Origin of the sequence: Roseixanthobacter glucoisosaccharinicivorans (assembly GCF_043195095.2) — a bacterium.
Classification (GTDB): Bacteria; Pseudomonadota; Alphaproteobacteria; order Rhizobiales; family Xanthobacteraceae; genus NCEH01.
This window is the reverse complement of sequence record NZ_CM195538.1, coordinates 715,912-742,199: the sequence shown is the minus strand read 5'-3', so window position 1 is coordinate 742,199 and position 26,288 is coordinate 715,912. Positions and strand designations below refer to the sequence as shown.

General features: G+C 66.9%; 22 protein-coding genes. 10 read left to right on the top strand and 12 right to left on the bottom strand.

From position 1 onward, the window contains the following. Nucleotides 1–4: 4 nt before the first annotated feature. Nucleotides 5–562, bottom strand: coding sequence for a hypothetical protein (locus V5F78_RS03200; RefSeq protein WP_394066620.1), 558 nt, complete (start codon nt 560–562; stop codon nt 5–7). A 114-nt stretch (nt 563–676) separates the two neighbouring features. Next, nucleotides 677–2,299: a serine hydrolase domain-containing protein gene (locus V5F78_RS03195; protein WP_394066622.1), complete on the bottom strand. Its 1,623-nt coding sequence runs from the start codon at nt 2,297–2,299 to the stop codon at nt 677–679. Between the two features lie 83 nt (nt 2,300–2,382). Here V5F78_RS03195 and V5F78_RS03190 point away from each other — a divergent pair, with 83 nt between their 5' ends. After that, entirely contained in the window at nt 2,383–3,162 is a 780-nt protein-coding gene (locus V5F78_RS03190; RefSeq protein WP_394066624.1) for a 4'-phosphopantetheinyl transferase family protein, read from the top strand. Here V5F78_RS03190 and V5F78_RS03185 read toward each other — a convergent pair. The 5 genes from V5F78_RS03185 to V5F78_RS03165 all read right to left on the bottom strand — a co-directional run bounded on the left by V5F78_RS03185 (nt 3,048) and on the right by V5F78_RS03165 (nt 10,999). Continuing rightward, on the bottom strand, nt 3,048–7,058 hold the full coding sequence (locus tag V5F78_RS03185) for a non-ribosomal peptide synthetase (protein ID WP_394066625.1): 4,011 nt from the start codon (nt 7,056–7,058) through the stop codon (nt 3,048–3,050). The genes V5F78_RS03190 and V5F78_RS03185 overlap by 115 nt on opposite strands. 20 nt (nt 7,059–7,078) lie before the next feature. Continuing rightward, nucleotides 7,079–8,359 carry an outer membrane beta-barrel protein gene (locus V5F78_RS03180; protein WP_394066627.1) on the bottom strand — a complete coding sequence of 427 codons (1,281 nt, stop codon included), beginning with the start codon at nt 8,357–8,359 and terminating at the stop codon, nt 7,079–7,081. A gap of 35 nt (nt 8,360–8,394) precedes the next feature. Continuing rightward, nucleotides 8,395–9,936: a prohibitin family protein gene (locus V5F78_RS03175; protein ID WP_394066629.1), complete on the bottom strand. Its 1,542-nt coding sequence runs from the start codon at nt 9,934–9,936 to the stop codon at nt 8,395–8,397. A 73-nt stretch (nt 9,937–10,009) separates the two neighbouring features. Then, a complete protein-coding gene (locus tag V5F78_RS03170) occupies nt 10,010–10,195 on the bottom strand; it encodes a hypothetical protein (protein WP_394041549.1) in 186 nt (61 codons plus the stop codon). Nucleotides 10,196–10,381: 186 nt separating this feature from the next. After that, a complete protein-coding gene (locus V5F78_RS03165) occupies nt 10,382–10,999 on the bottom strand; it encodes a YcjF family protein (RefSeq protein ID WP_394066631.1) in 618 nt (205 codons plus the stop codon). Nucleotides 11,000–11,764: 765 nt separating this feature from the next. Between V5F78_RS03165 and V5F78_RS03160 the strand changes: the two genes are divergently transcribed. After that, nucleotides 11,765–12,613 carry a thioesterase II family protein gene (locus V5F78_RS03160; RefSeq protein ID WP_394066633.1) on the top strand — a complete coding sequence of 283 codons (849 nt, stop codon included), beginning with the start codon at nt 11,765–11,767 and terminating at the stop codon, nt 12,611–12,613. A 45-nt stretch (nt 12,614–12,658) separates the two neighbouring features. Here the strand turns inward: V5F78_RS03160 and V5F78_RS03155 are convergent, their stop codons facing one another. Then, nucleotides 12,659–13,678, bottom strand: coding sequence for an alpha/beta fold hydrolase (locus tag V5F78_RS03155; RefSeq protein ID WP_394066635.1), 1,020 nt, complete (start codon nt 13,676–13,678; stop codon nt 12,659–12,661). Between the two features lie 199 nt (nt 13,679–13,877). Continuing rightward, nucleotides 13,878–14,876 (bottom strand): NADPH:quinone oxidoreductase family protein, encoded by a 999-nt coding sequence (locus V5F78_RS03150; protein WP_394066637.1) that lies wholly within the window; start codon nt 14,874–14,876, stop codon nt 13,878–13,880. Nucleotides 14,877–15,146: 270 nt separating this feature from the next. On the opposite strand from V5F78_RS03150, the gene V5F78_RS03145 reads away from it, so the two are divergent. The 3 genes from V5F78_RS03145 to V5F78_RS03135 all read left to right on the top strand — a co-directional run bounded on the left by V5F78_RS03145 (nt 15,147) and on the right by V5F78_RS03135 (nt 17,567). Beyond that, nucleotides 15,147–15,668, top strand: coding sequence for an invasion associated locus B family protein (locus V5F78_RS03145; protein ID WP_394066639.1), 522 nt, complete (start codon nt 15,147–15,149; stop codon nt 15,666–15,668). 134 nt (nt 15,669–15,802) lie between these two features. Next, a complete protein-coding gene (rlmN, locus tag V5F78_RS03140) occupies nt 15,803–17,017 on the top strand; it encodes a dual-specificity RNA methyltransferase RlmN (RefSeq protein ID WP_509276565.1) in 1,215 nt (404 codons plus the stop codon). Between the two features lie 34 nt (nt 17,018–17,051). Further along, nucleotides 17,052–17,567 (top strand): hypothetical protein, encoded by a 516-nt coding sequence (locus V5F78_RS03135; RefSeq protein WP_394066643.1) that lies wholly within the window; start codon nt 17,052–17,054, stop codon nt 17,565–17,567. A gap of 9 nt (nt 17,568–17,576) precedes the next feature. On the opposite strand, the gene V5F78_RS03130 is transcribed toward V5F78_RS03135, so the two are convergent. After that, nucleotides 17,577–18,206: a 2-hydroxychromene-2-carboxylate isomerase gene (locus tag V5F78_RS03130; RefSeq protein ID WP_394066644.1), complete on the bottom strand. Its 630-nt coding sequence runs from the start codon at nt 18,204–18,206 to the stop codon at nt 17,577–17,579. 145 nt (nt 18,207–18,351) lie between these two features. Between V5F78_RS03130 and V5F78_RS03125 the strand changes: the two genes are divergently transcribed. The 3 genes from V5F78_RS03125 (at nt 18,352) to V5F78_RS03115 (ending at nt 21,142) form a co-directional block, all read left to right on the top strand. After that, nucleotides 18,352–19,173: a phosphatase PAP2 family protein gene (locus V5F78_RS03125; RefSeq protein ID WP_394066893.1), complete on the top strand. Its 822-nt coding sequence runs from the start codon at nt 18,352–18,354 to the stop codon at nt 19,171–19,173. Nucleotides 19,174–19,212: 39 nt separating this feature from the next. Then, nucleotides 19,213–20,439, top strand: coding sequence for an argininosuccinate synthase (locus V5F78_RS03120; RefSeq protein ID WP_394066646.1), 1,227 nt, complete (start codon nt 19,213–19,215; stop codon nt 20,437–20,439). 64 nt (nt 20,440–20,503) lie between these two features. After that, on the top strand, nt 20,504–21,142 hold the full coding sequence (locus tag V5F78_RS03115) for an MBL fold metallo-hydrolase (protein WP_394066648.1): 639 nt from the start codon (nt 20,504–20,506) through the stop codon (nt 21,140–21,142). A gap of 19 nt (nt 21,143–21,161) precedes the next feature. Here the strand turns inward: V5F78_RS03115 and V5F78_RS03110 are convergent, their stop codons facing one another. Continuing rightward, on the bottom strand, nt 21,162–22,862 hold the full coding sequence (locus V5F78_RS03110; RefSeq protein WP_394066650.1) for a sensor domain-containing diguanylate cyclase: 1,701 nt from the start codon (nt 22,860–22,862) through the stop codon (nt 21,162–21,164). A 167-nt stretch (nt 22,863–23,029) separates the two neighbouring features. Here V5F78_RS03110 and V5F78_RS03105 point away from each other — a divergent pair, with 167 nt between their 5' ends. After that, the gene (locus V5F78_RS03105) at nt 23,030–23,476 is read left to right on the top strand and encodes a MarR family winged helix-turn-helix transcriptional regulator (RefSeq protein WP_394066652.1); all 447 of its coding nucleotides are present in this window, start codon (nt 23,030–23,032) and stop codon (nt 23,474–23,476) included. After that, complete coding sequence (locus V5F78_RS03100; protein WP_394066654.1) at nt 23,473–24,783, top strand: multidrug effflux MFS transporter; 1,311 nt, start codon at nt 23,473–23,475, stop codon at nt 24,781–24,783. The genes V5F78_RS03105 and V5F78_RS03100 overlap by 4 nt, the downstream gene beginning before the upstream one ends. 47 nt (nt 24,784–24,830) lie before the next feature. On the opposite strand, the gene V5F78_RS03095 is transcribed toward V5F78_RS03100, so the two are convergent. Continuing rightward, entirely contained in the window at nt 24,831–26,165 is a 1,335-nt protein-coding gene (locus V5F78_RS03095) for a DUF3422 family protein (protein WP_394066656.1), read from the bottom strand. Nucleotides 26,166–26,288: the final 123 nt, after the last annotated feature.

Below are 26,288 nucleotides of genomic sequence, written 5' to 3'. Positions count from 1 at the left end.
GCGGTCAGGGCTGCTTGGACGCCGCCGGGCACCGGGATCGGTCGAAAATGCCCATTGCCATCGGGGCCACATAGGTCAGTTGATCGCCGCGGCGCGCACCGTAAAGATCGTACAACAGGCCGAGCATCATATCGGCGACGCGGTCAAGGTCCTCACCGGGTTTCAGAATGACCAGAAGCTTCTGAAAATTCCCTTCTGAACTGTCGGTGTCGAACCCCGCCGCTTCCAGGATCGCCAAGTTGCTCATTCGCACCTCGTCCCGGACCTCGCCTTTCTTCACGCCATAGAAGCCGGAGGCCGCCTCGCACAGCATCTGAATGTTGTCCTCCAGCAGCAGGCATTGCACATATTGCTGGTCCCCGCCCTTCACCGACACAGCGACAAATCGGTCCATCTTTTGCCGCACGAGGTAGGTCACGAAGAGGCGGTCTGAGATCTTGCAGTGGTTCTCGGCGATGAATGTCGCCCGCCCGTCCGCCGCCATGGCCGACGGCACAAGAAAGGCCAGCCAGACGCAGGCAGCCGCAAGCCGCACCAGAGTCCTCACCCGATTCGCATGCATGATCAGCCCCCGCCGTATCGGGGCGAAAGCTTAACCTGTGCGCGAAAGTTGCGTAAGGAGAGGCGAGCAAACGCGGCTGCAACCAAAGCGCACAGGGCGGCCGACGCTTCTCCGTTACAGGCGGTCGAACACCAGGTCCGCGCTCTGGTCGGAATTCAGCACAAGGCCGCCGGGTCGCACCCACGCGCTGAACAGCCAGGCGGAATTCCAGGGCGAGGCCAGCCAACGCCCGTGCAGATCCTCAGCGTCGGGCACCGCGCGGAACAGATCGCCGTCGCAGGCGAGGAGGCGCGCCCGGCAGATGCCATAAGGCGAGGCGAGTGTGATGCGCAGGTCGCCCGCGTCTCCCGTCACCTCCGCCTCAAGGGCCACGTCCCGCGCCCGGTAGCGGCCGCGCGGATCGGCGCGCGGCGCGTCCGGGCGTGCGGGCACGAAGCGCGCGACGCGCCCCCAGCGCGCGATGTGCAGCGCCGCGCCCGCCTGCGCCAGCACCGCGAGCGGCGGCAGCGCCATCTGCGGGATCACCCAATCTCCCTCACCCGGCCCCTGCTCCGCCGGCACCAGTGGCGCCGGCCCCATGCTGGTGGTGAGCGTCGCGCCCGCTGCGTCCGCCGCGAGCTCCAGCACGCGCCCGCCGCCCTCCTCCCGCCACACGCCGCTCATGGCCCGCAGCGGCGCCAGCGCTTCCTCGGGCAGAAACGCGGCGGAGGGACGGCGCAGCAGGATGTCCAGCACCTGCCGCACCAGCGCGAACACCGGGATATCCTCGCGATTGGCGATCAGCACCACGCCGAGATCGGGGCCGGGAAAGCGCACGGATTCCGAACGCGCGCCCACCACCGAGCCGCCATGCCCGATCCCCACCACGCCGCCATGGACCGTACGCACGAGGCCGAGCCCGTACGGCGAGGGGCTGCCGCTGGCGAGCGGCACGGCATCGGCGGGCTCCATCTGGCTGATGATCGGATCGCCGGAAAGATGCCCGGCCCGCAAATGCTTCTGCCAGCGCACCATATCGGCGCGCGTGGACACCAGCCCGCCCTCCCCGCCCAAGGCGGCGAGCGACATGGCGCGTAGGAAGCCGCCGGCCCCGTCGCGGCGATAATGGCCGGCGAGGCGCGGCGTCCATTCATCGTCCCGCCACAGCAGGCGGGTGTCGGCCATGCCGAGCGGGCCGGTGACATAACGTGCCAGCAGATCCTCGAACGGCGCACCAGAGGCCGCCTCCACCGCATCGGTGAGCAGCAGGAAATTGCTGTTGGAATAAAGCAGGTCCGCGCCCTCTTCGGCGGCGACGCCGGGGCTCATGGCGATCACCCGCCGCTCCAGGTCGCGCGAGACCGGACCGAGCGCGTTGACCCCGCCCAGCACCATCAGATCCAGCAGGTCGCGGATGCCGCTGGTGTTGGCGGCGAGGCTGCGCAGGCGCACGTGGCGCCAGGCGGACGGCACCCAGGAAACGTGCTTGCCCACCGCATCGTCAAGCGACAGGCGGCCCGCGCGTGCCAATTGAAGCGCGAGATAGACCGCGAACTGCTTGCTCTGTGAGCCCACGCGCAGCACGCTCGCGCCATCGAGCGGCACGTTCTGGGCCAGATCCGCACGGCCATAGGCGTGTTCCAGCACGCATTCCCCGCCGCTCAACACCGCCAGCACGGCACCCGGCGCATCGTCTTGAATGCGATCGCGAAACAGGCGATGGATCTGCGCCGTCTGGTCGCTGTCGGGGATCATCATCGGTGGTCCATCCCTGCGCGCGCATCCGCGCCGGAGGGGCAGCGCGTGGCCCTCCCGGCGGCTGTGAAAAGGAGAGCGGGGCGGTGATCGAACTTTACCTGCTCGCCCTCGACCGGCTCGGCCCGCGGGAGGATGCGCTTTTCGCCGCCGTGCTGGACGCGGAGGAATGCGCCCGCGCGGCGCGCCTGCGCTTTGCGCGCGATCGCACCGCCTTCATCGCCGCCCATGCGCTTGCGCGCTTCGCCCTCAGCCGCGCCCGCCCCGCCGTCCCGCCGGCCGCTTGGCGCTTTACGGCGCCGCCGCTCGGCAAGCCCGTGGCCCATGCCGAAGGCGGCGCGGGCGTGAGCTTCAGCCTCTCCCACACCGCCGGGCTGGTGGCGGTGGTGGTGAGCGAAGACGGCCCGCTGGGCGTCGATGTGGAAGCCATCGTTCCGGCCACCGCGACGCTGGATCTCGCCACCGCCTTCTGCGCGCCGGCCGAGCATGCGGCCCTGGCCGCGCTCAAGGACGAGGCCGCCCGCGCCCGGCGCTTCTTCGCCCTGTGGACCTTGAAGGAAAGCCTGCTGAAGGCGGCCGGCCTCGGCCTCTCCCAGGCGCCGCAGACGGTGCAGTTCGCGTTCGATCCGTTCGCGGTGACGCAGCTTTCCGGAGCGGCGCGCGGCGACTGGCAGCTGTGGAGCGGCGTTGCGCCGCCCGGCCATTGCCTGGCGGTCTGCGCCGGAGGCGAGAAGCAGCCGCATCTCGCCGCCTATACGATCAACGACGGCGCGGCGCTGGCAGCGGGCGCCGCCTTGCCGGACGGTGCGCTGACGGACGCGTCGCTCACGCTCAGCACCTGCCGCAGCAGGGCCAGCACCGTGTGAACATGGGGCGGGTGGAACATGGAATAATGATCCCCACCCACCTCGTGCAACACGAAGGGGCCCCGCGTCGCCGCCCGGAACGCCACGCCGCCCGCGCGGGGCACAGCATCCGCCGCCTCGATGCACAGGATGGGCGCTGAGAGAGGCGCCGCCTCTGGCCGGTGGGCGCGGGCGATCGCCTGATTGTGGGCGGCGAGGCGTTCGATGCGGGCGAAATCCTCCGCCGGCAATTGCTCCATGATGGCGAGCACCCGCCCCCAATAGGGCGTGGTGCGCAAGTGCGCGAAGGTGAAGGCAGCGGGCGGCGTCGCGCCCTTTTCCGAGGCTCTCTCCTCCGGCGCCGCATCGAGCAGGACGAGGGTGACCGCCCGCCCGCGCGCTTCCAGCAGCCGTGCGGTCTCGAGCGCGAAATGCGCGCCCAGCGACCAGCCGACCAGCCGCACGGGATGGGTGCTTTCCACCGGCACTATCTGCGCCGCAAACAGCGCCGCCGCCGCCGCAAGGCTCGGCGCGAACGGCATGTCGGCATCGAACCCCGGCGCCTGCAGGCCGTAGCACGCGACATCGCAATCGAGCGGCTCGGTGAGATCGCGATAGAGCGTCGAGGTGCCGAGCGCGGGCGGGAAGAAGAAGGCCACCGGCGCGCCGGGCGTGCCTGCGCGCAGCTTCAGCAGCGGCGCGGGCGCCGCGTCGGCCGGTGGACGCTCCAGATGAGCGGCGAGCGCGCGAATGGTGGGATGGTCGAACAGGGCGCGCAAGGTGAGCTGGCGGCCAAGCGCCGCCTTGGCCTTCGAGACCAGGGCGATGGCTTTGAGGCTATGGCCGCCGAGGGCGAAGAAATCCTCCTCCAGCCCCACCTGTTCGAGGAACAGCACCTCTTTCCAGAGCGTCCGCAACCCCTCCTCCAGGGCGCTGCCGGGCGCATCCGCGCGGGCGCCGGCGGCGGGGGCGCGCCAATGCTCTTCCAGCGCCTTGCGATCGAGCTTGCCATTGGCGGTCATGGGAAAGCGCGAGATCGGGAAGAACCGGCTCGGCACCATGGCCGGCGGCAGGCGGGCGGCGAGCGCGGCGCGCAGCGCTCCGGCATCGGCGCCCGCGCCCTCGGCGAGGATCACATAGGCGAACAATTCCGCCGTGCCGCTGCGCGCATCCACCACCGCAGCGGCATCGGCGACCTGCGGCAGCGCGCGCAAGGCGGCTTCCACCTCCTTCAGCGAGACACGATAGCCGCGAATCTTCACCTGGTCGTCCATGCGACCGAGGAATTCCAGCTGCCCGCCGGGGAGCCAGCGCACCTTGTCGCCGGTGCGATACACGGGCACGTCGCTCGCGCCCGGATCACCCGACAGGGACAAGCGGGTGAAGCGCGCGGCATCCGCGGGGGACGCGTTCACATAGCCCTGGGCGAGCCCCGCGCCGCCCACCAGCAATTCACCCGCCACCCCTTCCGGCACCGGCCGCAGGGTGTGGTCGCACACGAAGGCGCGGGCGCCCACGATCGGCCGGCCGATGCGCTGCGGCCCTTCCCCGGCGCGGGCGAGATCGTCCAGCGGCCCGCTCACGCAACCGATGGTGGTCTCGGTCGGCCCGTAATGATTGGCCAGCGACACGTGCGGCGCGAGCCGCTGAAGATGCTGGAGATCGGCGAAATTCTGCCCCTCCCCGCCCAGCAGGATGAGCCGCAGGTCCCGCGCGTCGGCGAACGCCGCGGCGCTGCCGGGCGTCGCCATCAGCATGGCGAGATAGGAGGGGGTAAGCTTGAGCAGCGTGAGCCTATGGGCGGCGAGCAGCGCCAGCACGTGCTCGGGATCGCGGCGCGCGTCCTCGTCGAGCAGCGAGAGGCAGCCGCCGCCCAGCAGCGCTCCGAAGATGGCGGTATAGCCGAGATCGAACGCCGGCGAGGTGAGCAGCGCCGTGCGGATCGGAAAGGTCGGCCCGCAGCGCTGCACCAGCCAGGACACATAGGCGAGCAGCGCCCCATGGCCGATGCGCACGCCCTTGGGCTGGCCCGTGGTGCCCGAGGTGTAGATGACATAAGCGGTGGGATCGGCCGGCAGCGGCGGCAGGTCGGCACACGCGAGCTCCCCCGCCGCGTCCCGCGCGCGCTCCAGCTCCTCTTCCAGCGACAGCAGCGCCACGCCGTCCACCAGCTCCGGCAGGCGCTCCGGCGCCGCGCTCAGCACCAGGCGCGCGCCGCAATCGGCGAGGATATGGCCGAGCCGCGCCGGCGGGCTCGGCAGATCCAGCGGCACATAGGGCACGCCCAGCAGAAGGCAGGCCAGCATGGCGGTTGCCAGCCCTTCTCCCGCGTCCGCATGCAGCGCTACCGGAATGGATGGGGTAGCGCCAAGGTCCGCGAGCCGCTGGGCGAGGTGGCGCGCGTGACGCTCAAGCGCCGCGTGGGACACGATCCGCGCGCCGATCCGCAAGGCCGGCGCCTCGCCCTCCCGCGCGACCAGGGCGGCACGCGCCGCGCGCAGATCAATCGCCGGGGCCGGCAACGCCCCGCCATGGCCCCACGCCATCACCCGGTCGTGCTCCTCCCGGCTCATCAAGGTGAGGTCGTCGACCGCGCGCTGCGGGGCCTCCGCGATTTGCTCCGCCAGCACCTCCAGCCATAGGGCGAGGCGGGAGACGCGTTCCGGGTCCACCACGTCGGCGTTGAAGGTGAAGGCGATCTTCAGGGCCGCGCCCGGCAAAGCGACCACGCCGAAATCATAATTGGAGGTCTGATAGACGCTGACATCCTCGATGGTGACGCCCGGCGCCAGCTCCTGCGCCGCGCCCTGGAAGCGGTCCTCCAGCGGATAATTCTCGAACACGAAATAATGGCCGATCAGCCCCTGGCGCAGGGGGCTCGCGGCCTGGATGTCGGCGAGCGCGCAATGCACGTTCTCCAGCCAGTCCATGCGCTCGTCCTGTGCACGGCGCAGGAAGGCGGAGACGCTCTCGCCCGCCTTCAGGCGCACCCGCAGCGGCAGCATGCCGATGCACGGGCCGAGGATCGCGTCCGCGCCCTCCATGTCGGGCGGACGCGTGGACGCCATGGCGCCGAACACCACGTCGTCGCGATCCTCGACCTTCGCCAGCAGCAGGCCCCAGAGCGCCTGGATCAGGGAATTGAAGGTGGCCCCGCTCGCCTGCGCCCGCGCGGCGAGGCGGCGCGTGAGGTCTGCGGAAAAGCCCGTCGTATGGGTGCGCATGTCGCGCCCGGTACCGAGCGCGCGCGCCCGCGCGGCCGGCAGCGGCAAGGCGGTGTCGGCGCCGGCCAGATAATCGCGCCAATAGCCGAGCCCGGCGCGCGCGCGCCGCGCCAGCGAGGCCTTCACGAAGGCGCTGAACGGCACCGGGCGTGGCAGCACCGGTACGGCGCCGTGCGCATACGCCTGATAGGCCCGCGTCAGCTCGTCCTGCAGGATGCCGATGCACCAGCCGTCCATCAGGATATGGTGGAAGGAGAACACCACGCGGGCAAGCTCGCGCGTCTCGACCAGCACGCCGACCCGCAGCAGCACGTCGCGCTGGAGATCGAACGGCAGCGCCCGCTGCGCCTGCGCATAGGCCTCCACCCGCGCGGCGCGGTCCTGCGCCGGCAAGGCGGAGAGATCGACGATCTCGCAGGCAAACGGCCGCGCCTTCAGCACGATCTGAAGCGCGCGATCGCCGCCCGTGAGGCGGAACACGGTGCGCAGCATGTCGTGCCGCGCCACGACCAAAGCAAAGGCGCGATCGAAGGCGGCGACATCCAGCGGGCCGCGGATGGAAAAGCGCATCTGCTGGAAATAGCTGCGCTGCCCGTCCCCACCGGCCTCGCGCTCCAGCAGGTCGTGAAAGGCGATGCCCTCCTGGAACGCGGTCAGCGGGTAGATATCCTTGATATTGTCGCGGCTGATCATGTGCGATTCCGATTGTACCTTCAGAATTTATAGGTGATCCCGCCACCGATGATGTGTTCGTCGAAATTCTGCGAATTGTCCGACGTGATCTGGTGATTGAATTTGTAGCCGTATTCGATCGTCGTATGATCGTTCCAGGCATATTGGCAGCCGATCGAATAAACCGACTCGTCATAGACGATCGGCAGCTGGATCGCTTCCTGGACGATATATTGGTACCGCACCTCGAACAGCGTCTTGGGATCGTATTGCTTGCGCAGAGCGACGTCGTACGTATTGATGAAGATGCCCGGCGTTCCGGGATAGACCAGTTCGGACGCGAGCCGGCTCCAATTGAGCTCGGTGCTCCAGGTGGCATCCATCTGCCATTTCAGCTTGGCATAGCCCACGAGGGTGCTGACGATGGCAAAGCGGGGATCGGCATAATCCTGCATCAGATAGCCGAGCTGGCCGGATATGTTCAGCGCCGGGTTGAAGGCATAGGAGAAGCCGACCGCCGCCAGATAGCCGAGAGAATTGCGATCATACAGATCGGTCATAGTGTAAATGGTGCGGTCGAGAGACACCAGCGCATAGACCTTGTCGGTCTTGTTGAAATTATAGCCGACTTTGTTGATCTGGTTGAAATCCGCCAATTCATAGAGGCTGGTCGTGGCGCCCGATCCCAGGCTCTGGGAATAGAACTGGCTGTCCTTCATCGAGACCGCGATCTCGCCGAACCAGGGGCCCTGGTCGTAATCCAGCCCGGTCTTGTACTGCTGCTTGGTGATGGTGTTGAGCGCTTTGGGCACGGCGCCCAGGGCGGCATTTGAGAGCGCCTGCTGGGTCGCCTTATAGCTGGAATTGGAGGTCCAATATTCGTTGATCTTGCCGAAAGCGGACGGGTTGAACAGATATTCCTTCTTCACCAGCGTATCGTGCAGGACATAATCCGTATACCGATAGGACGCCGCCAGCGCGCCGCCGTAGTTTCCCGCGTCATACTTGATATTGATGGCCGGCGCCGCCACGAGGCCGAGGTCGCCGCTGGTGGGCGGCGGCAACTCCAGCACATTGGTGGAATACAGGCTGTCGAACGAGACCTGCGGCGCCACCACCAGCGCCCCGTCGAGATAGCGAAAGCCCGTGGTGGACGTGACTTCGGGCACCTTCAGCGCACGCACCGGCGTCGTGGTGCCGGTATCCTGGTTGTTTTCCTGCGGCGCATTCGTGGGCAGAGTGTCCGCCGCCGGGCAAGACGCGATGCCGGCAAACAAAAGCAGCACTGCGAGGACCGAAGGCAGGATCGGGCGGAAGGACATCGGGCGCACGCCGCGACGTCTGGACCGCCCCGCGCTCATGGCGCGCGTCCCTGACCGGCCGGCGGCTCCTTCGGCGAGAGCCAGGCCGCCCAGCTGGCGAACAAATCGCGCGCGCCGCCGAGGCCGAGCGGGCTGTCGACCAATTGCGCCGTATGCGGCTGCACCACTGGGTCCGGCCGCTCGCCGCTGGAGAGCGAGGCCGTGCCGGGCGGAAGCGCCCCGGGCAACACCGCCCCCGGGCGCAATTGCGGCGGTCCGCCCTGCTGGCCGGTCGGTGACGGCGCGGCCGGCACCGGCGCTCCGGCGGCGCGCGCCGCGTCCGTCGCCTCCTGGCGCACCAAGGGGGCGATGGATTGCGGCAGAAGGCCGTTCTCATACGCCCGGGTATAAGCGGAAAGATCGCTGGACCACGCGCCCTGCGGCAGGATCGCGCCGCTGCCGCCGGGCGGGCGCTGGGCGAGATCCGGCCGCGAGACATCCAGCGATCCGGACAGCGCGGCGGAGGGCGCGGGACGATTGTAGTCCGCCGTCGCGGCGGCGGAATTGTGCGCCCCCACCGCACCGAGCGTCCCCAGCCCCTGCGCCTGTTGCTGCGGTGGCGGCGGGGTTGCCGAATCCCCGGTATTGAGGATCAGCGGCAGCCCGTTATTGCCGCCCACCACCACGGTCTTGGCATTGGGCGAGGTGGCGAGCAGGACGGTGGCCTCGATGCCGCGCCATTTCAGATAATTCTCCGAAATACCGGATTGCACGGTTTCCTGGAATTTGCGGATGCCTTCCGCCTCGATATATTTGCGGTCGGATTCATAATGCTCACGCTCGACGCGATATTGCATTTCCTGCACCAATTGTTCCTGCTCGATCTTGCTCTGGATGGCGGCGACGATGCGCGGCGGCAAGGCCACGTCGCGCACCAGCACGTCGGTGAGAATAATCAGACAATCCTGCCAATTTCCATTCGCGTTTTCGACCGCAACATCCTGTTGCGAACAGATATAATTCTTCACGCCAGGGTCGACGACCGCACGAAATACACGTTGCATCATGTTTTCGCGTGTCGGCCCATAATAATCCCGCACGGCGAACATGGCGAACTCCCGGCGGGTCGCGGCATTCACCTCGGGCAGAAGCAGGGTCTCGGCATAGCTCGGGCCGAGTTTGGAATTGAGATGCGGCAGGAATTTCTGGTTCAGAAACCAGCGATAGGTGATGGAAATGGAAATGTTCAGCCCGTCGGAGGTGATCGCCACGATGTCCACGTTGCGGGCCTGAAGGCGCAGATCATAGACATAGATGATGTCCCACGGCCATTTGATCGTGACCCCGCTGGGAATGGAGAAGCGCAGCTCCGTGCCGCCGAACCGGCGCCACAACACGCCGCCCGAGCCCACCGGCACGTTGACGATCATGTAGGGGGCCAGGAACACCACGAACACGAGCGCAACCAGCAGAATCAGGGCGATGCGTCGCCGCAGCCGCCCCCAGCGGCCCGGCCCAACCGGCCCGGCCCCCTCTTCGACATCGCCCCGCAAGGGCGCGTCGTATCCGATCGGGGGCTCGCCCAACCTGTCGCTCATGGATTCACGCACTCATGCTTGGAACTTGGCCGACTTGAAACTGGCCGAGCGAAGGAGGTGCCGTCGCACGCGCCTAATAGCGCGGCAGTTTGACGGTGGTGTTGCGGTCGCCGTTGGATCCGACGATCACGAGGATCATCAAACCCACAAGCGGAGAGAGCGCGATCGACAAGATGAAATAAAGAAAAAAACCGCCGCGCAGGCCGATGCCGAGAAAGCCCACAAGAAGGCTCAGCAACAGATAGATCATGATGGCCATGGCACGCCCTCGCAAAAAATCTCGAGACCAAAGTGCGGCGACAGGCCCTGCTCCGCGAGACCTCGCGCCACCGCGACCAGCCCCCGGTCCGCACCGGAACACAGCGCGCGGCACAGCTCCGCGCGATGCGCGGGACGGGCCGAAACACGGCGGGCGCGGCGCCTGCACGCCGCGCCCGCCGCAGTCTCACAGGACCGGGGCGACCGGGGTGCCGGCCGGCACTTCGGCGACGGGCTCGGCGACCACAACGTCCTTCTTGCGGCCGCGCATGGTATCGCCCGCGTTGGACAGAAGAGAGGAGGTGTCGGCGCGGGCCTTTTCAAACTCCTGCACGAAATAGGCGCGCATCTTCTCCGGCTCGAAGTCGAGCAGCGTGCCGCCGGCTTCGAAATGCTGGGTGAACACGCGGCCGAGCGCGACGGTGGCGGCGGCGGAGAGCGCCGGCATCACGGCGGCGCCGAGCAGGGCGCCGATGAAGGGCACCGACTTGGCGATGCTGCCGAGGCCGCCGGTGGTCATCACCGCCGGAATGCCGCCGCCGAGCACGGAGGCCGCAACGGCGCGGATCCGCTCGCGCGAGAACGGCAGGTCATAGACCTTCGCGAGCTCGCCGATCATGGTGTACTGGATGCCCGCCACGCCGGCGACATCCACCACCGGCAGGGGGATCAGGCCCATGCCGGCCGCCCAGAGCGCGTGCGAACGCACGATCTTCTCGGCCTTGTCCTGGTTGGAGACGAGCGGGGCGGACGCCACGGGGCTGTCCACATGCGATTCGTGGTCGTTCTGCACATCGGAAACCATGGGTCATCCTCACGCGGTTGGATAACGAACATTTCGCGGCCGGACCTGCGCGCCCCTGACGCAACCTGAAGCCCCGCGGACAGTGCGCCGCGGGCGGACCTGCTGCGACCGGGCTCGCCAGCCCGACAATGATACAATCAAAATTATTTAGTCCGATTTTTTACAATCGGATTTCCATTCTGAAGCTTAGCCCGCGGCTTGCCGTCGGCCTTCAAAAGCCGCGCACCCGCAGGCCCATCCCGGACACCATCACGCCGAAAGCCGCACATGGCGGCTCATCGCGCGATGCGACGGGAAACTGGCATAAGCGGTTTCAGAAGTCCACATGCTTCACGTATTTAGCTGTCTATCTCAATATACATCTGTTTTTAAATCTTGCGTGCCAAGCAAATGCTTATGCTTTTGTCATATGCTTGACATCCATCTGCGACACTTCTGCCGCGCGGAAGACGACCTAATCTAATGAACTGTCTCGCCTAGGCCTGGTAGGCATGCGCGAGCGCAGCAAACGTGAACGCGAAGCCGCCGTCGTTCGGCAGGTGAGTCTGGGGAACGGCTGCGCGAAAATGAAGGCGAATACGCCTCGCCGGGCAGTGGAGGCTGGGCCTCCGCTGCATAAAGGCGAGCCGAACGTATTTTCCGCGAGAGAATATTACAAGTTTTAGTTGCAATTTTCACATATTCCCACGAACGCGCAGGTCTCACGACCCTACACATATCGGCCTTGCCCCATGGGCCCCGGTCGCCTCGATGAGGAACAGCGTCATGAACGGCCTTGGTCTCGCCACGCCGTCCTGCGGCCCTGCCGCCCACACCGCCGGCCGCGTGTCTTGGCCGAACGCCCGCGACGCCGCGCGCAGCAAATGGCTGCCTTATGCGGAAGGCGGCACCGCGCATTCCCATCGTCTGTTCTGCCTGCCCTTCGCCGGCGGCGGCGCGAGCAGCTTCATGGGGTTGCGGCGCAATGCCCCGGCCTGGCTCGATGTGCAGCCAGTTCAATTGCCCGGTCGCGAGAACCGCACGGCGGAACCTGCGCTGCGCAGTGTCGATGAGGTGGTCAGCAGGCTTGTGGAGGCTTTGCGCCCCTGGCTCGACCGCCCGTTCGGCCTGCTCGGCTATTCGCTGGGCGCGCGGGTCGCCCGCGCCCTGATCCTGCAGCTGCGCCGCGAGGACCTGCCGCTGCCGCACATCCTGTTCCTTGCCGCCCATCGTGCGCCCAACGCGCCGAGCCGCCGCCCGCCGCTGCACATGCTGCCTTCGGACGCCTTCTGGGCGCGCCTCGCCGCCTATAGCGGCACGCCCGCCGAAGTGCTGGCGAACCAGGAATTGCGCGACCTGCTGGAACCCATGCTGCGGGCGGATTTCGAGATGGCCGAGGGCAATATGCCCGTGGCCGCGCCCCTGCCCTGCCCGGTGGTCGCCTTCGCCGGCACCGAGGACCCCTTCGCCGGGCCGCAGGACATGGCCGGTTGGGCGCTGGAAACGCGCGGCGATTTCGAGCTGGTCACGGTGGAAGGCGCGCATTTCTTCCTGCGCACCAATGCCCGCTGCTTCATGGACCACGTCTTCTCGCGGGCCGCCCTCCGCCTTCTGCCCCACGCCGTCGCGGCCTGAACCGAGCGGGACGCCCGAGGGGCGCCCGCTCCTTCTCGCCCGCGCCTATTTGCGCGCCGCCGCCAGGACGTCCGTGATGGCGGCGATCACCGCCTTGGGATCGTCGTCCTGAATATAATGCCCGGACTTGGGGATCAGGCGGTTCACGCCCACGGTGGAATTCGCCGCCAGCTCATCGTGCAGCTGCATCCACAGCGCGTTGGCCGGCCCGCGCTCCGCCTCGGGCATGTTGGGCATGGCGTTGCCGGCGGTCAGCACGATCAGCGGCAGGGCCTTGAAGCTGCCCTTGGCGGCATTCAGCTCGCGATCGTCGCGGGTGGGATTGGCGGCATCCATCGAGAACATATTCTCATGCTCCGACAGCATGGCCTGCCAATAAGAGGCGGTCATGCTCCAGCCGTTCTCCACCGCCGCCAGGGCGGCATCGGCACCCGCGGTCACATTGCCGCAATCGGCGAGGATCTGGCTGCCCGGCGTGATGTCGCCGACCTTCGCCGCGTTCAGGCACTTCACCAGCAGCGCTCGCTGGCTGGCATTGGCCTGGTAATAGGATTGGGTCACCGGCGCCATCAGCTTTTCCTGATTCGCCACCGCCGGGTCGACCAGCACCATGCCCGCCAGATCGTCGAGGTGACGGTCGGCGAAGTAGACGGCGTTCATCCCGCCCATGGAATGGGCCACCAGCACGATCGGCCGTTCGATGTTGGCCGCGCGCAGCATCTTGTGCAGGTCGCGCGTCATGACCGGCAGGTTCTGCGGCTCGGGCGTGGGATCGCTGAAGCCAAGGCCGGCGCGATCATAGGCGCAGGCGCGGGTGAGCTTGGCGATCTCCCCCTGCACATAGCGCCACGTCACCGAGGTCTCGCCGAAGCCGGCCTCGAAGATCACGGTCGGGCTACCGCTGCCCTGGCACACCAGGTTCAGCCGCCGCCCCGCGTCGACATCCACCAATTGGCCGGGCTTGCCATAGAGCGCCTGGTCAAACGGCTGACCCGTCTGTGCCAGGCAAGGAACGGCCCCCATCGCGCTCGCCACAACCACAAGACCAAAGTTTAGCCAAGACATGATCCACCCCCATGCTGCGAGGTGGCCTTAGCGGCAAGATGTTTCAGCGTGACGACGGTTGGAGGAACACACCGGATTCATCGCGATTTCGGCGCGATTCGCGCGATGCAGACAAATTCCTCGAAACGTTCCGGCGACGTTCCGACGAATAGCGCTGAAATCGCGCGGTTATGTGCGGAGATCCGGGATGAAACCGGCGTTAAACTCCATTTCCTCGCGCCAATTGCGTCGTCAGCACCACTTTTCCCTTCACCCGCCGGCCGGCAATCTCGCCGAGCGCGTCGGCGCAATTCACCAAAGGAAATGTGGTATCCACATGGGCCGAGATGCGGCCGGCACGAGCATGGCCGATCAGCTCCGCCGCTGCCGTCCTGAGCCAGGGCACATCGCGCCGCGCCTGCGCCCCGAAGGCCACGCCGCGGGCATCACAATTCTTCAGCAGCAACAGGTTGAGCGGCAGTTTCGGGATCTCGCCGGCGGCGAATCCGATCACCAGCAGACGCCCGCACCAGCCCAGCGCCCGCACCGCCTGCTCGGATTGCGCCCCGCCCACCGGATCGAACACCACATCAATGCCCCGCTCCCCGCCGAGCGCTTTCAGCGCGAGTTTAAGGTCTTGCTGCGTATAATCTATTCCCTCGTCGGCCCCATGCGCGCGGGCAAAATCCAGCTTGTCCTGGGCGGAGGCACACGCGATCACGCGGGCGCCCAGGACCTTGCCCAGCTCCACCGCCGCGAGCCCCACCCCTCCCGCCGCGCCGAGCACCGCAAGTGTTTCTCCCGCCTTCAATTCTCCGCGATCCCGCAGGGCATACAGAGCGGTGCCATAGGTGACGATGAGGCCGGCGGCGCGCACCAGGTCGAGGTCGTCCGGCACCGGGGCGAGGATCTGCGCCTTCACCACCACCTTCTCCCGCGCGGCGCCGCTGGTCATGTAGCCGGCCACCCGGTCGCCGATGCGAAGGTCGTCCACGCCCTCCCCCAAGGCACTGACAAATCCGGAGAATTCCGCACCAGGCGAAAACGGCAGGGGCGGCTTGTGCTGATAGAGATCGCGGATGATCAGCGTGTCGAAGAAGTTGAGCCCGACCGCCGCCACGTCCACCACCACCTCGCCGGGACCTGGCACCGGATCGGGCAGATCCTGGACCACCAATTGCTCCGCCGGCCCGTGGCGCACGCACATGACAGCCTTCATGACCCCATCCCCATCATCCTCGCCACGGGGCGCAGCACCGCCCGACGCAGCCTTGCCGAAACCGGCGGAACCGCGCGATCCTTCCCACGAAACCGGGGATGGCGCCCATGGCGTCTTGTCAACTCGCCGCCCTGGCCGCAAAGGATGCCAGCGCGTTAAGGAAGCAAAAGCAGTCTGTGTGCCATTTTTTTGTCGGCGTCCACATTTAGGGGCATTGAAGCAGCCCGCTGCGCTGCCTTTCCTGCACCGCGTTCAGATCTAGGAGAAGTCATGGCTCCGTTCCGCACACGCCTTGCCGTCCTCGGCGGCCTCGCCGCCGCTCTGGTCGCAGGCCCGGCGTTCGCCCAGCAGGCGCAGCCCAAGCCGGTCGCGCAGTTCGGCGATTGGAGCGTCTACGTTAGCGCCACGCCCAACGCCAAGGTCTGCTACACGATCTCGCAGCCCAAGGACCGCCTGCCCGCCGGGCTGAAACGCGATCCGGCCTATTTCTTCATCTCCACCCGCCCGGCCGAGAATGTGAAGAACGAGATCAGCCTGACCATGGGCTTCGCCCTTAAGGAAGGCAGCGAAGCCAAGCTGACCGTGGGGACGCAGGCCTTCGCGCTCTATACGAAGTCCGAAGGCGCATGGGTGCGCAATGTCGCGGACGAGGGCAAAATGGTGGAAGCCCTGCGCAAGGGCAGGGATGTAACCGTGGTGAGCGTGTCCGCGCGCGGCAATTCCACCACCGACAAATACGGTCTCGCGGGCATCGCCCAGGCCCTCGACCGCGTCGCGCAGGAATGCAAATAGCCGCCGGCGACAGCCCCGGCGCGGCCACTTTGCCCGAACCGCGCCGCAATCCTTGCATTTAAAGGGCCTGAAGGATCGGATCGCGTCCGTCGTGCGGCTGGCATGGCGGGCGCGAAACCATTATGTGTGACCCGATGACGCTCCTGATCGACACCACCCCCGCCGCCGCGCCGGCCCCTGCCCCCGTTTCGCTCCCCTCCCTCGTGGGGCTAGACCGGGAGAAGCTGGGCCGCGCGCTCGCCGCCGTGGGGGTCGCCGAACGCGACCTGCGCATGCGCGTCAACCAGCTCTGGCATTGGATCTACCTGCGCGGCGCGCTCAATTTCGACGAGATGACCAACGTCTCCAAGCATTTGCGGGCGACCCTGGCACAGGCCTATTCGCTGGAGCGGCCGGAGATCGTTGTGGAGCAGGTGTCGCAGGACGGCACCCGCAAATGGCTGCTGCGCCTGCCGGCGGATACGCCCGGCGAGAAGCCGCACGAAGTCGAGTGCGTCTATATTCCCGAGAGCGACCGCGGCACCTTGTGCGTCTCAAGCCAAGTGGGCTGCACGCTCAATTGCTCATTCTGCCACACCGGGACCCAGCGCCTGGTGCGCAATCTTTCCGCCGCCGAGATCGTGGCGCAGGTGATGGTGGCGCGCGACCGGCTCGGCGATTACCCCGGCCGCGACCGCGCGGTCGGCCCCGGCCTGCCGACCGAGGGGGACAGGCTCGTCACCAACATCGTCTTCATGGGCATGGGTGAACCCCTCTATGCGTATGAATCCGTGGCTGAATCCATTGAGATCCTGTCGGATGGAGATGGCCTCGGCCTCGGCAAGCGGCGCATCACGGTCTCCACGTCCGGGGTGGTGCCCGAGATCGAGCGGCTCGGCCGCGAGGTCGCGCCCATGCTCGCCATCTCGCTCCACGCGGTACGTGACGAATTGCGCGACGTGCTGGTGCCGATCAACAAGAAATACCCGCTGGCGCAATTGCTTGAAGCGTGCCGCACCTATCCGGCCGCGTCCAACGCCAAGCGCATCACGTTCGAATATGTGATGCTGAAGGGCGTCAACGACAGCCCGGCCGATGCCCGAGCCCTGGTCCGCCTGCTGGAAGGCATTCCGGCCAAGATCAACCTCATCCCGTTCAACCCCTGGCCGGGCACCCAATACGAGTGCTCCGACTGGGAGACGATCGAAAAGTTTTCCGACATCGTGTTCCGCGCGGGTTATGCCAGCCCGGTGCGCACCCCCCGCGGACGCGACATTCTCGCCGCCTGCGGCCAGCTCAAGAGCGAGACGGAAAAGCTTTCCGCCCGCGAGCGGCTGGCGCTGCGCGCCATGGCGGCAGCTGCCGAATAATCGTTCCGCATCAGGCTTAAGGCCACGCGCGCCCATGGATTCCGTCTTCCGTCTCCTGCTGCGGCTCATCCTCATTCCGGCCGGATATGTGGTGGCCATCTGCGCCGGCACGGCGGTGATCCTGTTCGGCCAATGGCGCATCGGCACGCTGTTCGCCAGCGCGCCGGAAAGCCCGGATACGTTGGTGATGCTGGTGGATGCGCTGTTCACCGCCGGATTCCTGGTGGTGTTCCTGGTCTCCACCATGTGGCTGGTGGCGGCAATCGGCGTGCTGTTCTCGGAAATGTTCGCCGTGCGCTCCTGGATGTTCCATGTGGCGAATGGCGCGGTTTCCGCCTTTGTCGGCGCACAGCTCTTTCCCACCCTCAGCGGCGAGCGCATGCCCGTGGCGGACCCGTTCTACATTCTCGCGGCGGGGCTGGCAGGCGGACTTGCCTATTGGCTCGTGGCGGGATGGAGCGCTGGCTTCTGGAAGCCCATGCTGCTCTCCTCCGGCCGGGCCCAGCTTCCCCCGCCCCCGCCGACCGGCGGAACACCGCCGGCGCAATGAAGGCGGTGCCTATTGGGCGGCGGGCTGCGGCGCATGGGCGATCTGCACCGCATGGTCCAGCGCCATTTCCAGCCGGTCGTTGCCCCAGAACAAGTCCTTGTCCGCGGTGACGAAGGTGGGCGCGCCGAATATGCCGAGCGCCTGCGCCTCCTCGACCGTGCCGCGCAACTTGTCCTTGTTTGCCTGCGTCTCCGCCTGGTCGATCACCTCGTCGCAGAAATGCCCGAGCCCGGCGAGCACCTGCCGCACCACCGTGCGGTCGGAAATGTCGCGTCCCTCGGCGAAGGCCGCGCGGAACAGGGCGCGGGTGAAGGCCGGGCGGGAGGCATCGTTGAGCCGCGTCGCCACGCGCGCACCGAGCAGGCCGTTGACCGGGAAGGGCTCCGGCCGGGTCACCGGCGGCAGGCCATAACGCGCGGCCAGCCGTGCCAGGTCGCGCCACATATGCGCGCCCTTCAGGGGGTAGACATTGAACGGCGAGGAGGAATAGCCCTGGGCGGCGAAGATCGGCCCAAGCAGGAAGGGCTTCCATTCCACAAGCACGCCCACAGCTTCCGCCAACGGCGCGAGGCGACTCGCCGCGAGATAGGAATAGGGCGAGGCGAACTCGTAGTAGAAATCAAGCGTGGCCCTGGTCATCGGCCCCTCCTCAGGCTAAATCGGCCGGAGTGTGCTGCCGGTCCGCGCATCCCCGCAAGGGGTTGGATCAAACCGGACCGGAAACCGGGTGCATCAGCGTCACGCGCCAGAGGCAAGGGGAAACACAGGTGATCCGTTGAAGCTCGTGCTTTTCTTCGCCCTCGTGACCGGCGCGGCCGTCGCGATCCTCTTCACGGTCTTTCCGCAATGGGATCTCGCGATAACCGGGCTGTTCTGGGACGCGGGCTCGCGCAGTTTCCAGGTCGCCGCCTCGCCTCTCGGCAAGATGCTGCGCAGCGCGGGCAACATTATTCCCTGGCTGTTCGCGGGACCCGCCTTCGCGGCCATCATCCTCAAGCTGCTGTTTCCGCGGGCGCCCATGTTCATGAGCGCCCGCGCGGCGCTGTTGCTCGCCCTGTCCATGGCCCTCGCGCCGGGCCTGCTGGTGAACGCAGTGCTGAAGGAACATTGGGGCCGTCCCCGTCCCGTCCATGTGGAGACCTTCGGCGGCAAGGACGTGTTCAGCCCATGGTATTCCACCGACGGCACCTGCCCCGGCAATTGCTCTTTCGTATCCGGCGAAGGCTCGCTCGGCTTCTGGATGCTGGCACCGGCCAGCCTTGCCCCGGCTCCGTTGCGGCCGGTCGCGGTCGGGGCGGCATTGGCGTTCGGCATGGCGGCGGGCGGCCTCCGTATCGCTTTCGGCGGCCATTTCTTCACCGATACGGTGTTCTCGGCGCTGCTCACCATCCTCGTCATCGTCGGCCTGCGCTGGCTGATCTACGACCGCAGGGGGGCGCTCTCGAGCGCGACGCTGGAGGACGGCATCGGCAAGCTCGGCTTCGCGCTGAACGCGCTGTTGCTCGCCGTAATGCGCGCGCTCTGGTGGGTTTCTCGCACCGCCATGCGCAAGATTGGCCATGCCTTGCGCGCCCTCCCCTTGCCATGGCGACGCTCCGGCCTATAGTCCGCGCGCTCTTCAAGGCCCTGTATTTCGAGAGATGAGATGGCGCGCGACGTGAAGAAGGTGGTCCTGGCTTATTCCGGCGGCCTGGATACCTCGGTGATCCTCAAATGGCTCCAGACCACCTATGGCTGTGAGGTGGTGACCTTCACCGCCGACCTCGGCCAGGGCGAGGAGCTCGCTCCCGCGCGCGAAAAGGCCCTGCTGCTGGGCATCAAGCCGGAGCACATCTTCATCGAGGACGTGCGCGAGGAATTCGTGCGCGACTATGTGTTCCCCATGTTCCGCGCCAATGCGGTCTATGAGGGGCAATACCTGCTGGGCACCTCCATCGCGCGCCCGCTGATCGCCAAGAAGCAGATCGAGATCGCCCGCAAGGTCGGCGCCGACGCGGTCTCCCACGGCGCCACTGGCAAGGGCAACGACCAGGTGCGCTTCGAGCTGGCCTATTACGCTCTGGAACCGGACATCACCGTGATCGCCCCCTGGCGCGAATGGGACCTCACCTCCCGCACGCGCCTGCTGGAATTCGCCGAGAGCCACCAGATTCCGATCGCCAAGGACAAGCGCGGCGAAGCCCCGTTCTCGGTGGACGCGAACCTGCTGCACTCCTCCTCCGAGGGCAAGGTGCTGGAAGACCCGGCCGACGACGCGCCGGAATATGTCTATCAGCGCACCATTTCCCCCGAGGATGCGCCCGACAAGGCCACCCTCATCACGGTGGATTTCGAGAAGGGCGACCCGGTCGCCATCGACGGCGTGGCGCTCTCGCCCGCCAGCCTGCTGGCCAAGCTGAACGAACTCGGCAAGGCCAACGGCATCGGGCGGCTGGATCTGGTAGAGAACCGCTTCGTGGGCATGAAGTCGCGCGGCGTCTACGAGACCCCGGGCGGCACCATCCTGCTGGTGGCCCATCGTGGCATCGAGAGCATCACGCTCGACCGCGGCGCGGCCCATCTCAAGGACGAGCTGATGCCCCGCTATGCGGAGCTGATCTACAACGGCTTCTGGTTCGCCCCGGAGCGGGAGATGCTCCAAGCCGCCATCGACCATTCCCAGGCCTATGTCACCGGCCGCGTCACGCTGAAGCTCTACAAGGGCAATGTCAGCGTGGTCGGCCGCGAGAGCCCCTATTCGCTCTACAACCAGGACCTCGTGACCTTCGAGGAAGGCGCGGTCGCCTATGACCATCGCGACGCAGCGGGCTTCATCAAGCTGAACGCCCTGCGCCTGCGCACGCTCGGCAGCCGGGCGCGCAAGACCTCCTGAACCCACGCGCGCCGGCCTTGCGCCGGCGCGCCGCCTCCTCCCGGCGCCCTCTCCGGAGCTTTTCATGCAGCCGATTCAGATCTCGGTGGTGCCGGTCACCCCGTTCCAGCAGAATTGCTCCATCCTGTGGTGCACCGCCACCAACAAGGCAGCAGTGGTCGATCCCGGCGGCGACCTGCCGCGGATCCGGGCGGCGCTCGCGGAAACCGGGGTTGAAGTCGAAAAAATCCTCCTCACCCACGGCCATTTCGACCATGCCGCCGGTGCGGCGGAGCTGGCGGAGAGCCTCGGCGTGCCGATCGAGGGACCGAACGCCGCCGACCAGTTCCTGCTGGACGCGGTGCCGGAGACGGCGGCGAAATATGAGTTCGAAGGTCGGGCGGTAACGCCGGATCGCTATCTGTCCGAGGGCGAGACAGTTCGGGTTGGCGATCTCACTTTGGATGTTTTGCAGGTGCCGGGGCACACGCCCGGGCATGTGGTGTTCGTGCACGCCCCCTCGAACGTCGCCATCGTGGGCGATACGCTGTTCAAGGGCTCGGTGGGCCGCACGGATTTTTCCTACGGCAACGCCGAGCAGTTGATCCAAGGCATCGTCACGAAGCTGTTGCCGCTGGGCGATGCCATGGTGTGCCTGCCCGGTCATGGGGCCGTCACCAGCATCGGCGACGAGCGGGCGACCAATCCCTTCCTGCCGCGCTGATCACGCCCCCGGTGCACGCTCAGGCGGCGCGGGGATTGGGCCTGCGGTCCGCGACCGCGATGCGATTGCGGCCCGCATTCTTGGCCTCGTACAGCGCCATATCGGCACGTTCGATCACCTCGTCCACGTCCTGGTCGCCAGGTTGCGCCAAGGCCGCCCCGAACGAGACCGTCACCGCGATCTCCTGCCCCTCGACGAGGACCCGGCTCGAACCGATGGCGCTGCGCATGCGCTCGGCGAGCGCCATCACGCCGGCGCGATCCACGTTTAGCAGCAGGACAACGAACTCCTCGCCACCGAAGCGCGCGACCCGGTCATGCTGGCGCAACGCCGCGCCGATGGAGGCCGCAACGCTGCGGATCACCGCGTCGCCTGCCGGGTGCCCATAGACATCGTTGACCAGCTTGAAATGGTCGATATCGGCCATCAGGATGCCCAGCCCGTCGCTGGTGCGCGACCCGTTGAGGGCAGCGTCTGCGACAGTGAGGAACGAGCGGCGGTTGAGCAAGCCGGTGAGCGGATCGGTATCGGCAAGCTGGCGCAGTTCTTCCATGTCCTGCTGATATTGCTCGGCCGACCTGATGATCTGCGCCTCCACAGAACCGAGCCGTCGCAGCAGGGCGCGCAGCGCGCCTGACAATTGCAGCACTTCCAGGCTGCCGCGCTGATGCGGCAGGTTGTTGGTGTGGGGATCGCGTCCGATGTGCGCGGCCGCCTGTGTCAGCGTCACCAGTGGACGCGCAATTTTCCGCGCGAACCAATAGGCGCCGAGAAAGGTCACTGGCAGGGCCAAAAGGCCGATGCCGAGAATGATGAGGGCAAGGCGCGTCGCGTCCGCGAAGGCCATCGTCGCGTCCTGGCGCGTGACCACGATCCAGCCAAGGCTCGGATAATCGCCATTGCGTCCCGTGACGGCAAAGCCGGTGAGCACGCGGTGCCCATCGCTCTTATCGACAAAGACCCCACTGCGCTCATCCATCATGGACGCGATGAGCTCGTCCGAAAATGGCTTCGGGTTCTCGGAATTGCCCAGCAGCACCCGCCCGTCGCGCCCGATAAGCCACACCGTGGTCGCCCCGTTCCTTGGCGCGATATCGCTCAGCAGCTTGGTCCACTTGACACTCAAATGCGCGCCGAGGGTCCCAAGGAGACGATTTTCGGGGGAATAGACCGGCAGGGATACATCGACGAAGCGCGTCGTATCGTCGACCTGAGGCAATGACAGCAAGCGAGCGAGCTGTTCGCCTTCCTCCGCATCCCCGACCGAGGGCACGTTCAGTCCATTGCGGAACCAGTCGCGCGCGAGAACAGACGTACCTTCCAACACGCGTCCCGTGGCGGCCAGGACGATACCGTCGGGATTGGCAAATCCGATCCAGACGTAGCGCGGCCGCGCCGTCTTCAATTGCTCGATGACTGCACGGACCTCGTCCGGGCTCTCTTCCCAGATGCGGCTCAAGGGACGCATGTCCGCGATCTGAAGGATGTCGCCATAGCGCTCGGAAAGGTCCAGATCGAGACGGTCCGCAAGGGAGGTGGCCTTTTCCGCCATTTCCGCCTTCAGATGCGCGATCAGCCCGCGCCGGCTGACGCCCGCGCTGGTAAGCGCGACGGCGGTCAGGGTGACGAGTCCGATGCTCGCCATGGCAAACGCCATCTGCTGGCCCACCGTCATGCGATCCTGCAAATGGTGCAGTCGCAGGCGCAACCGATGAAACACGCCAATTATCCTTCATTCACCCCGCACAGATCTCGCGCGATCGGTTTGTGAATGAACCTCAAGGCTTTCCTGAGGCTCGCACCTCGGGCTCCGGCCGACAGACGAAGGCGCGGCCATCTCAATGGCCTCTAGATTGTAAGGCTAACTTATATTATGTAGCCCATATCATGACCGAAACACCCCTCGGCTTCCTGCTCGTGGACGCCGCCCGCCTCTATCGCGCAAGCATCGACCGCGCGTTCGAACAGACCGGCCTCGGGCTCACCGCCGGCGAGGCGCGCACCCTGGTCTATGCCGACCTGCATCCCGGTCTGCGCCAGACCGCCCTGGCGGTGCGCATGAATGTGGAGCCCATGACCCTCGTGGGGTTCCTGGACAAGCTCGAAGCACAGGGGCTGATCTCCCGCGCGCCGGACCCGAGCGATCGCCGGGCCAAGACCGTCAATCTCACCCCCGCGGCGGATGCCATCCTCTCGTCGGTGCGCGCCTCCGCCGCCGGCGTGCGGATGCGCGCACTTGAAGGCCTGTCCGAGAGCGAGAAGGACACTTTCCGCAAGGCGCTCGAACAGATCCGCTCCAATCTCTGCCTGACCGCGAAGGACGATGCGCAATGACCCCCGTCATGTCGCAAAATCGCACCGCCGTCATTGGCGCGCTGATCGTTGTGATCGGGCCGCTGTCGATGTCGCTCTATACGCCCGCTTTGCCCGCGCTGGTGCACGCATTCAATTCGACGCCGTCTGCCATGAAGCTGACCCTGAGCGTCTATTTCTGCGGCTTCGCCTTCTCTCAACTGCTGTGCGGCCCGCTGTCGGACGCGTTCGGCCGGCGGCCCGCCGCACTCGGCTTCTTCGCGGTCTATGTGGTGGGAAGCCTGGTCGCGGCGTTCGCGCCAGACATGGTGTGGCTGGTCATTGGGCGCGGACTCCAGGGGATAGGGGTGGCTGCCGGCCCGGCCATATCGCGTGCCATCGTGCGCGATCAGTTCACCGGGCAGGCCTCGGCGCGCATCCTCAACCTCATCGGGACCATGCTCGCCATCGGCCCGGCGCTGGCGCCTACCGTGGGCGGCGCGATCCTGGTGACGTTCGGGTGGCACCCGATCTTTTTCGTGATGGTCGCGTACGGCGTCCTGGTGGTGTTGCTGCTGGCCTTTGGGGTGCCGGAAACCAACCGCCATCCCGAACCGGCCCAGGCGCGGCCGGCGCGCGTATTTGCCAATTACCGCACCTTGGTGCTCAATCGCGGCTTCATGCGCATGAGCCTGCTGATCGGCTTCACCCTAGGCGGCATCTATACGCTCGCCGCCATCCTGCCGTTCGTGCTGATCGAGAAGATCGGCCTCTCCCCGACCCAGTTCGGCTTCGCGATGATCTGCCAGACCGGATCCTACATGCTGGGCACCATCGTGGCCGGGCGGCTGATGAAGAAGGTCGATGCCGTGCATCTGATCCCCGTCGGGCTTGGCTGCGCGCTGGTGGCGGCCGCCGGGCTCGTGCTGGTTCCGCCGCTATTTCCCCATGCCTTTCTCGGCGTCATGGGGCCGGTGGCCCTGTGGGCGTTCGGCGTCGCGATGCTGCTGCCTGGCGCCACGACGCTCGGGCTTGCCGGATTTCCCACCATGGCCGGCTCGGCCGCCGCGCTGATGGGCTTCATGCAGATTGGCGGCGGTTTCGTCGGCTCTCTGGTCGCGAGCACGTTTGGCGATCCCGGTGCCGCGCTGATGCTGGTGGTGCCGGGCATGGCCACCATCGCCCTGCTTTGCTTCGTGCTGCTGCGGCCGCGCCGTGGCGCTGCGGAACCCGCGGTCACCCCGGGCATGGTGGATGAGGGAGACCTTGAGATCGCGACCGATCCCGCCGGCCTGGTTGGTGCGGCCGGCGACGAGATCGAAACCCGCATCTTTCGCAAATCCGCCTGATCGCCGGGCAAGGCGGCCCGGTGTCATCCACCGGCCCGCCGGTCGCTTCAATCATGATCGCCGTGCGACAGGCGGATGCGGCGCACGAGCGACCACACCGCCAGCACCGCCACCGGCACGGCCAGCGCAGTGACGAGACCAGGTTCCAACTCCAGCCCCACCGCCGCGTCGAGATGCCCTTCGTGCAGGCCCTCCGCCAGCAGATGGACAAGGCTGACCACATAATAAGAGATCGCCGCCACGGAGAGCCCTTCCACCGTGCGCTGCAAGCGCAATTGCAGGCGGGTGCGCTCGTTCATGGAAGTGAGCAGGTCGCGGTTCTGCTGCTCCAGTTCCACGTCCACGCGGGTGCGCAGCAGATCGGCGGCACGGGCGAGCTTGGCGGAAATGTTGGCCTGGCGCTCCTCCACCGACAGGCAGGTGCGCATGGCCGGCGCCATCCGTCGTTCCAGGAATTGCTGCCAGGTGGGAAAACCCGCGACCTGTTCCTCGCGGATGATGGCGAGGCGCAGACGCACGATTTCCGAATAGGCCCGGCTGGCACCGAAGCGGAACAGCGATGCGGTGGCCCCGGCCTCCAGCTCGGCCGCGAGCGCGACCAGTTCGTCGAGCAAGGCGTTATTGGCCGCCAACCCCTCGGACTGCCGCATCTCGTTGGTGGCCTGGGCAAGGCGTGCCTCGATCTTGCCGATCTGCGGCGCGAGACGTTGGGCCTCCGGCAGGCCGAGCAGGGCGAGCAGGCGATAGGTTTCGATCTCCAGCACGCGCTGCACCAGCGCGCCGGCGCCCTCCGCCCCGAGACCGCGGTCCCGCACCAGGATGCGCACGAAGCCCGAGGGGTCCGGCTTGAAATCCGTGACGATCTCGGCCGCATTGTTGACCACGTCGGATCGCGCAAGGCTCGCGCGGTCAAAGACCGCATCGAGCTGCAGGTCTTCCGCCGTATCGGTCGCGAGATGGAGATCCACCGCCACCAGCAGCGGACCGGGCGCGGGAATCTGCGTCAGCGGCCCCGACAGCACCAGCGCCGGCGGGTGGAAGGGCAGCACGCCCGGACCCAGCTCGCTTGAAGGAAAATCCCAGGTATAGGTCGAGAATTCCGCATGGCTCTCCCACCGCAGCGTCGCGCCGCCGAAGGAAACGCGATGATGCTTGGCGCCGGGCGGCGGCCCCTGAACACCGCGCGCGACGCACAGATCGTTCACCGCCGCACGCGCCGCTTGGGCGTTTGCGGGATCGGTGAGGAAAGCCACGTGCAGGAAACGGCGCGGGGTCTCCACCGGGAAGAAGGGGCGAGCATGCAATTCCCCCAGCACCGCCGCGCGCAGGGGATGCGCCTCCAGGATTTTCCCTTCGCCGATGCCGAGATCCGCCGTGCCCATTCTCTTCCCGTCTCCGCTCGAAGCCACGCGACCGGCGGGCGGGCCGGTGCGATTGCTGGCGCCCATGCGGTGCTTGCACGCCGCCGCCCCGCTTTCAAGCGCGCGTGATGATGCAGCGCGGCG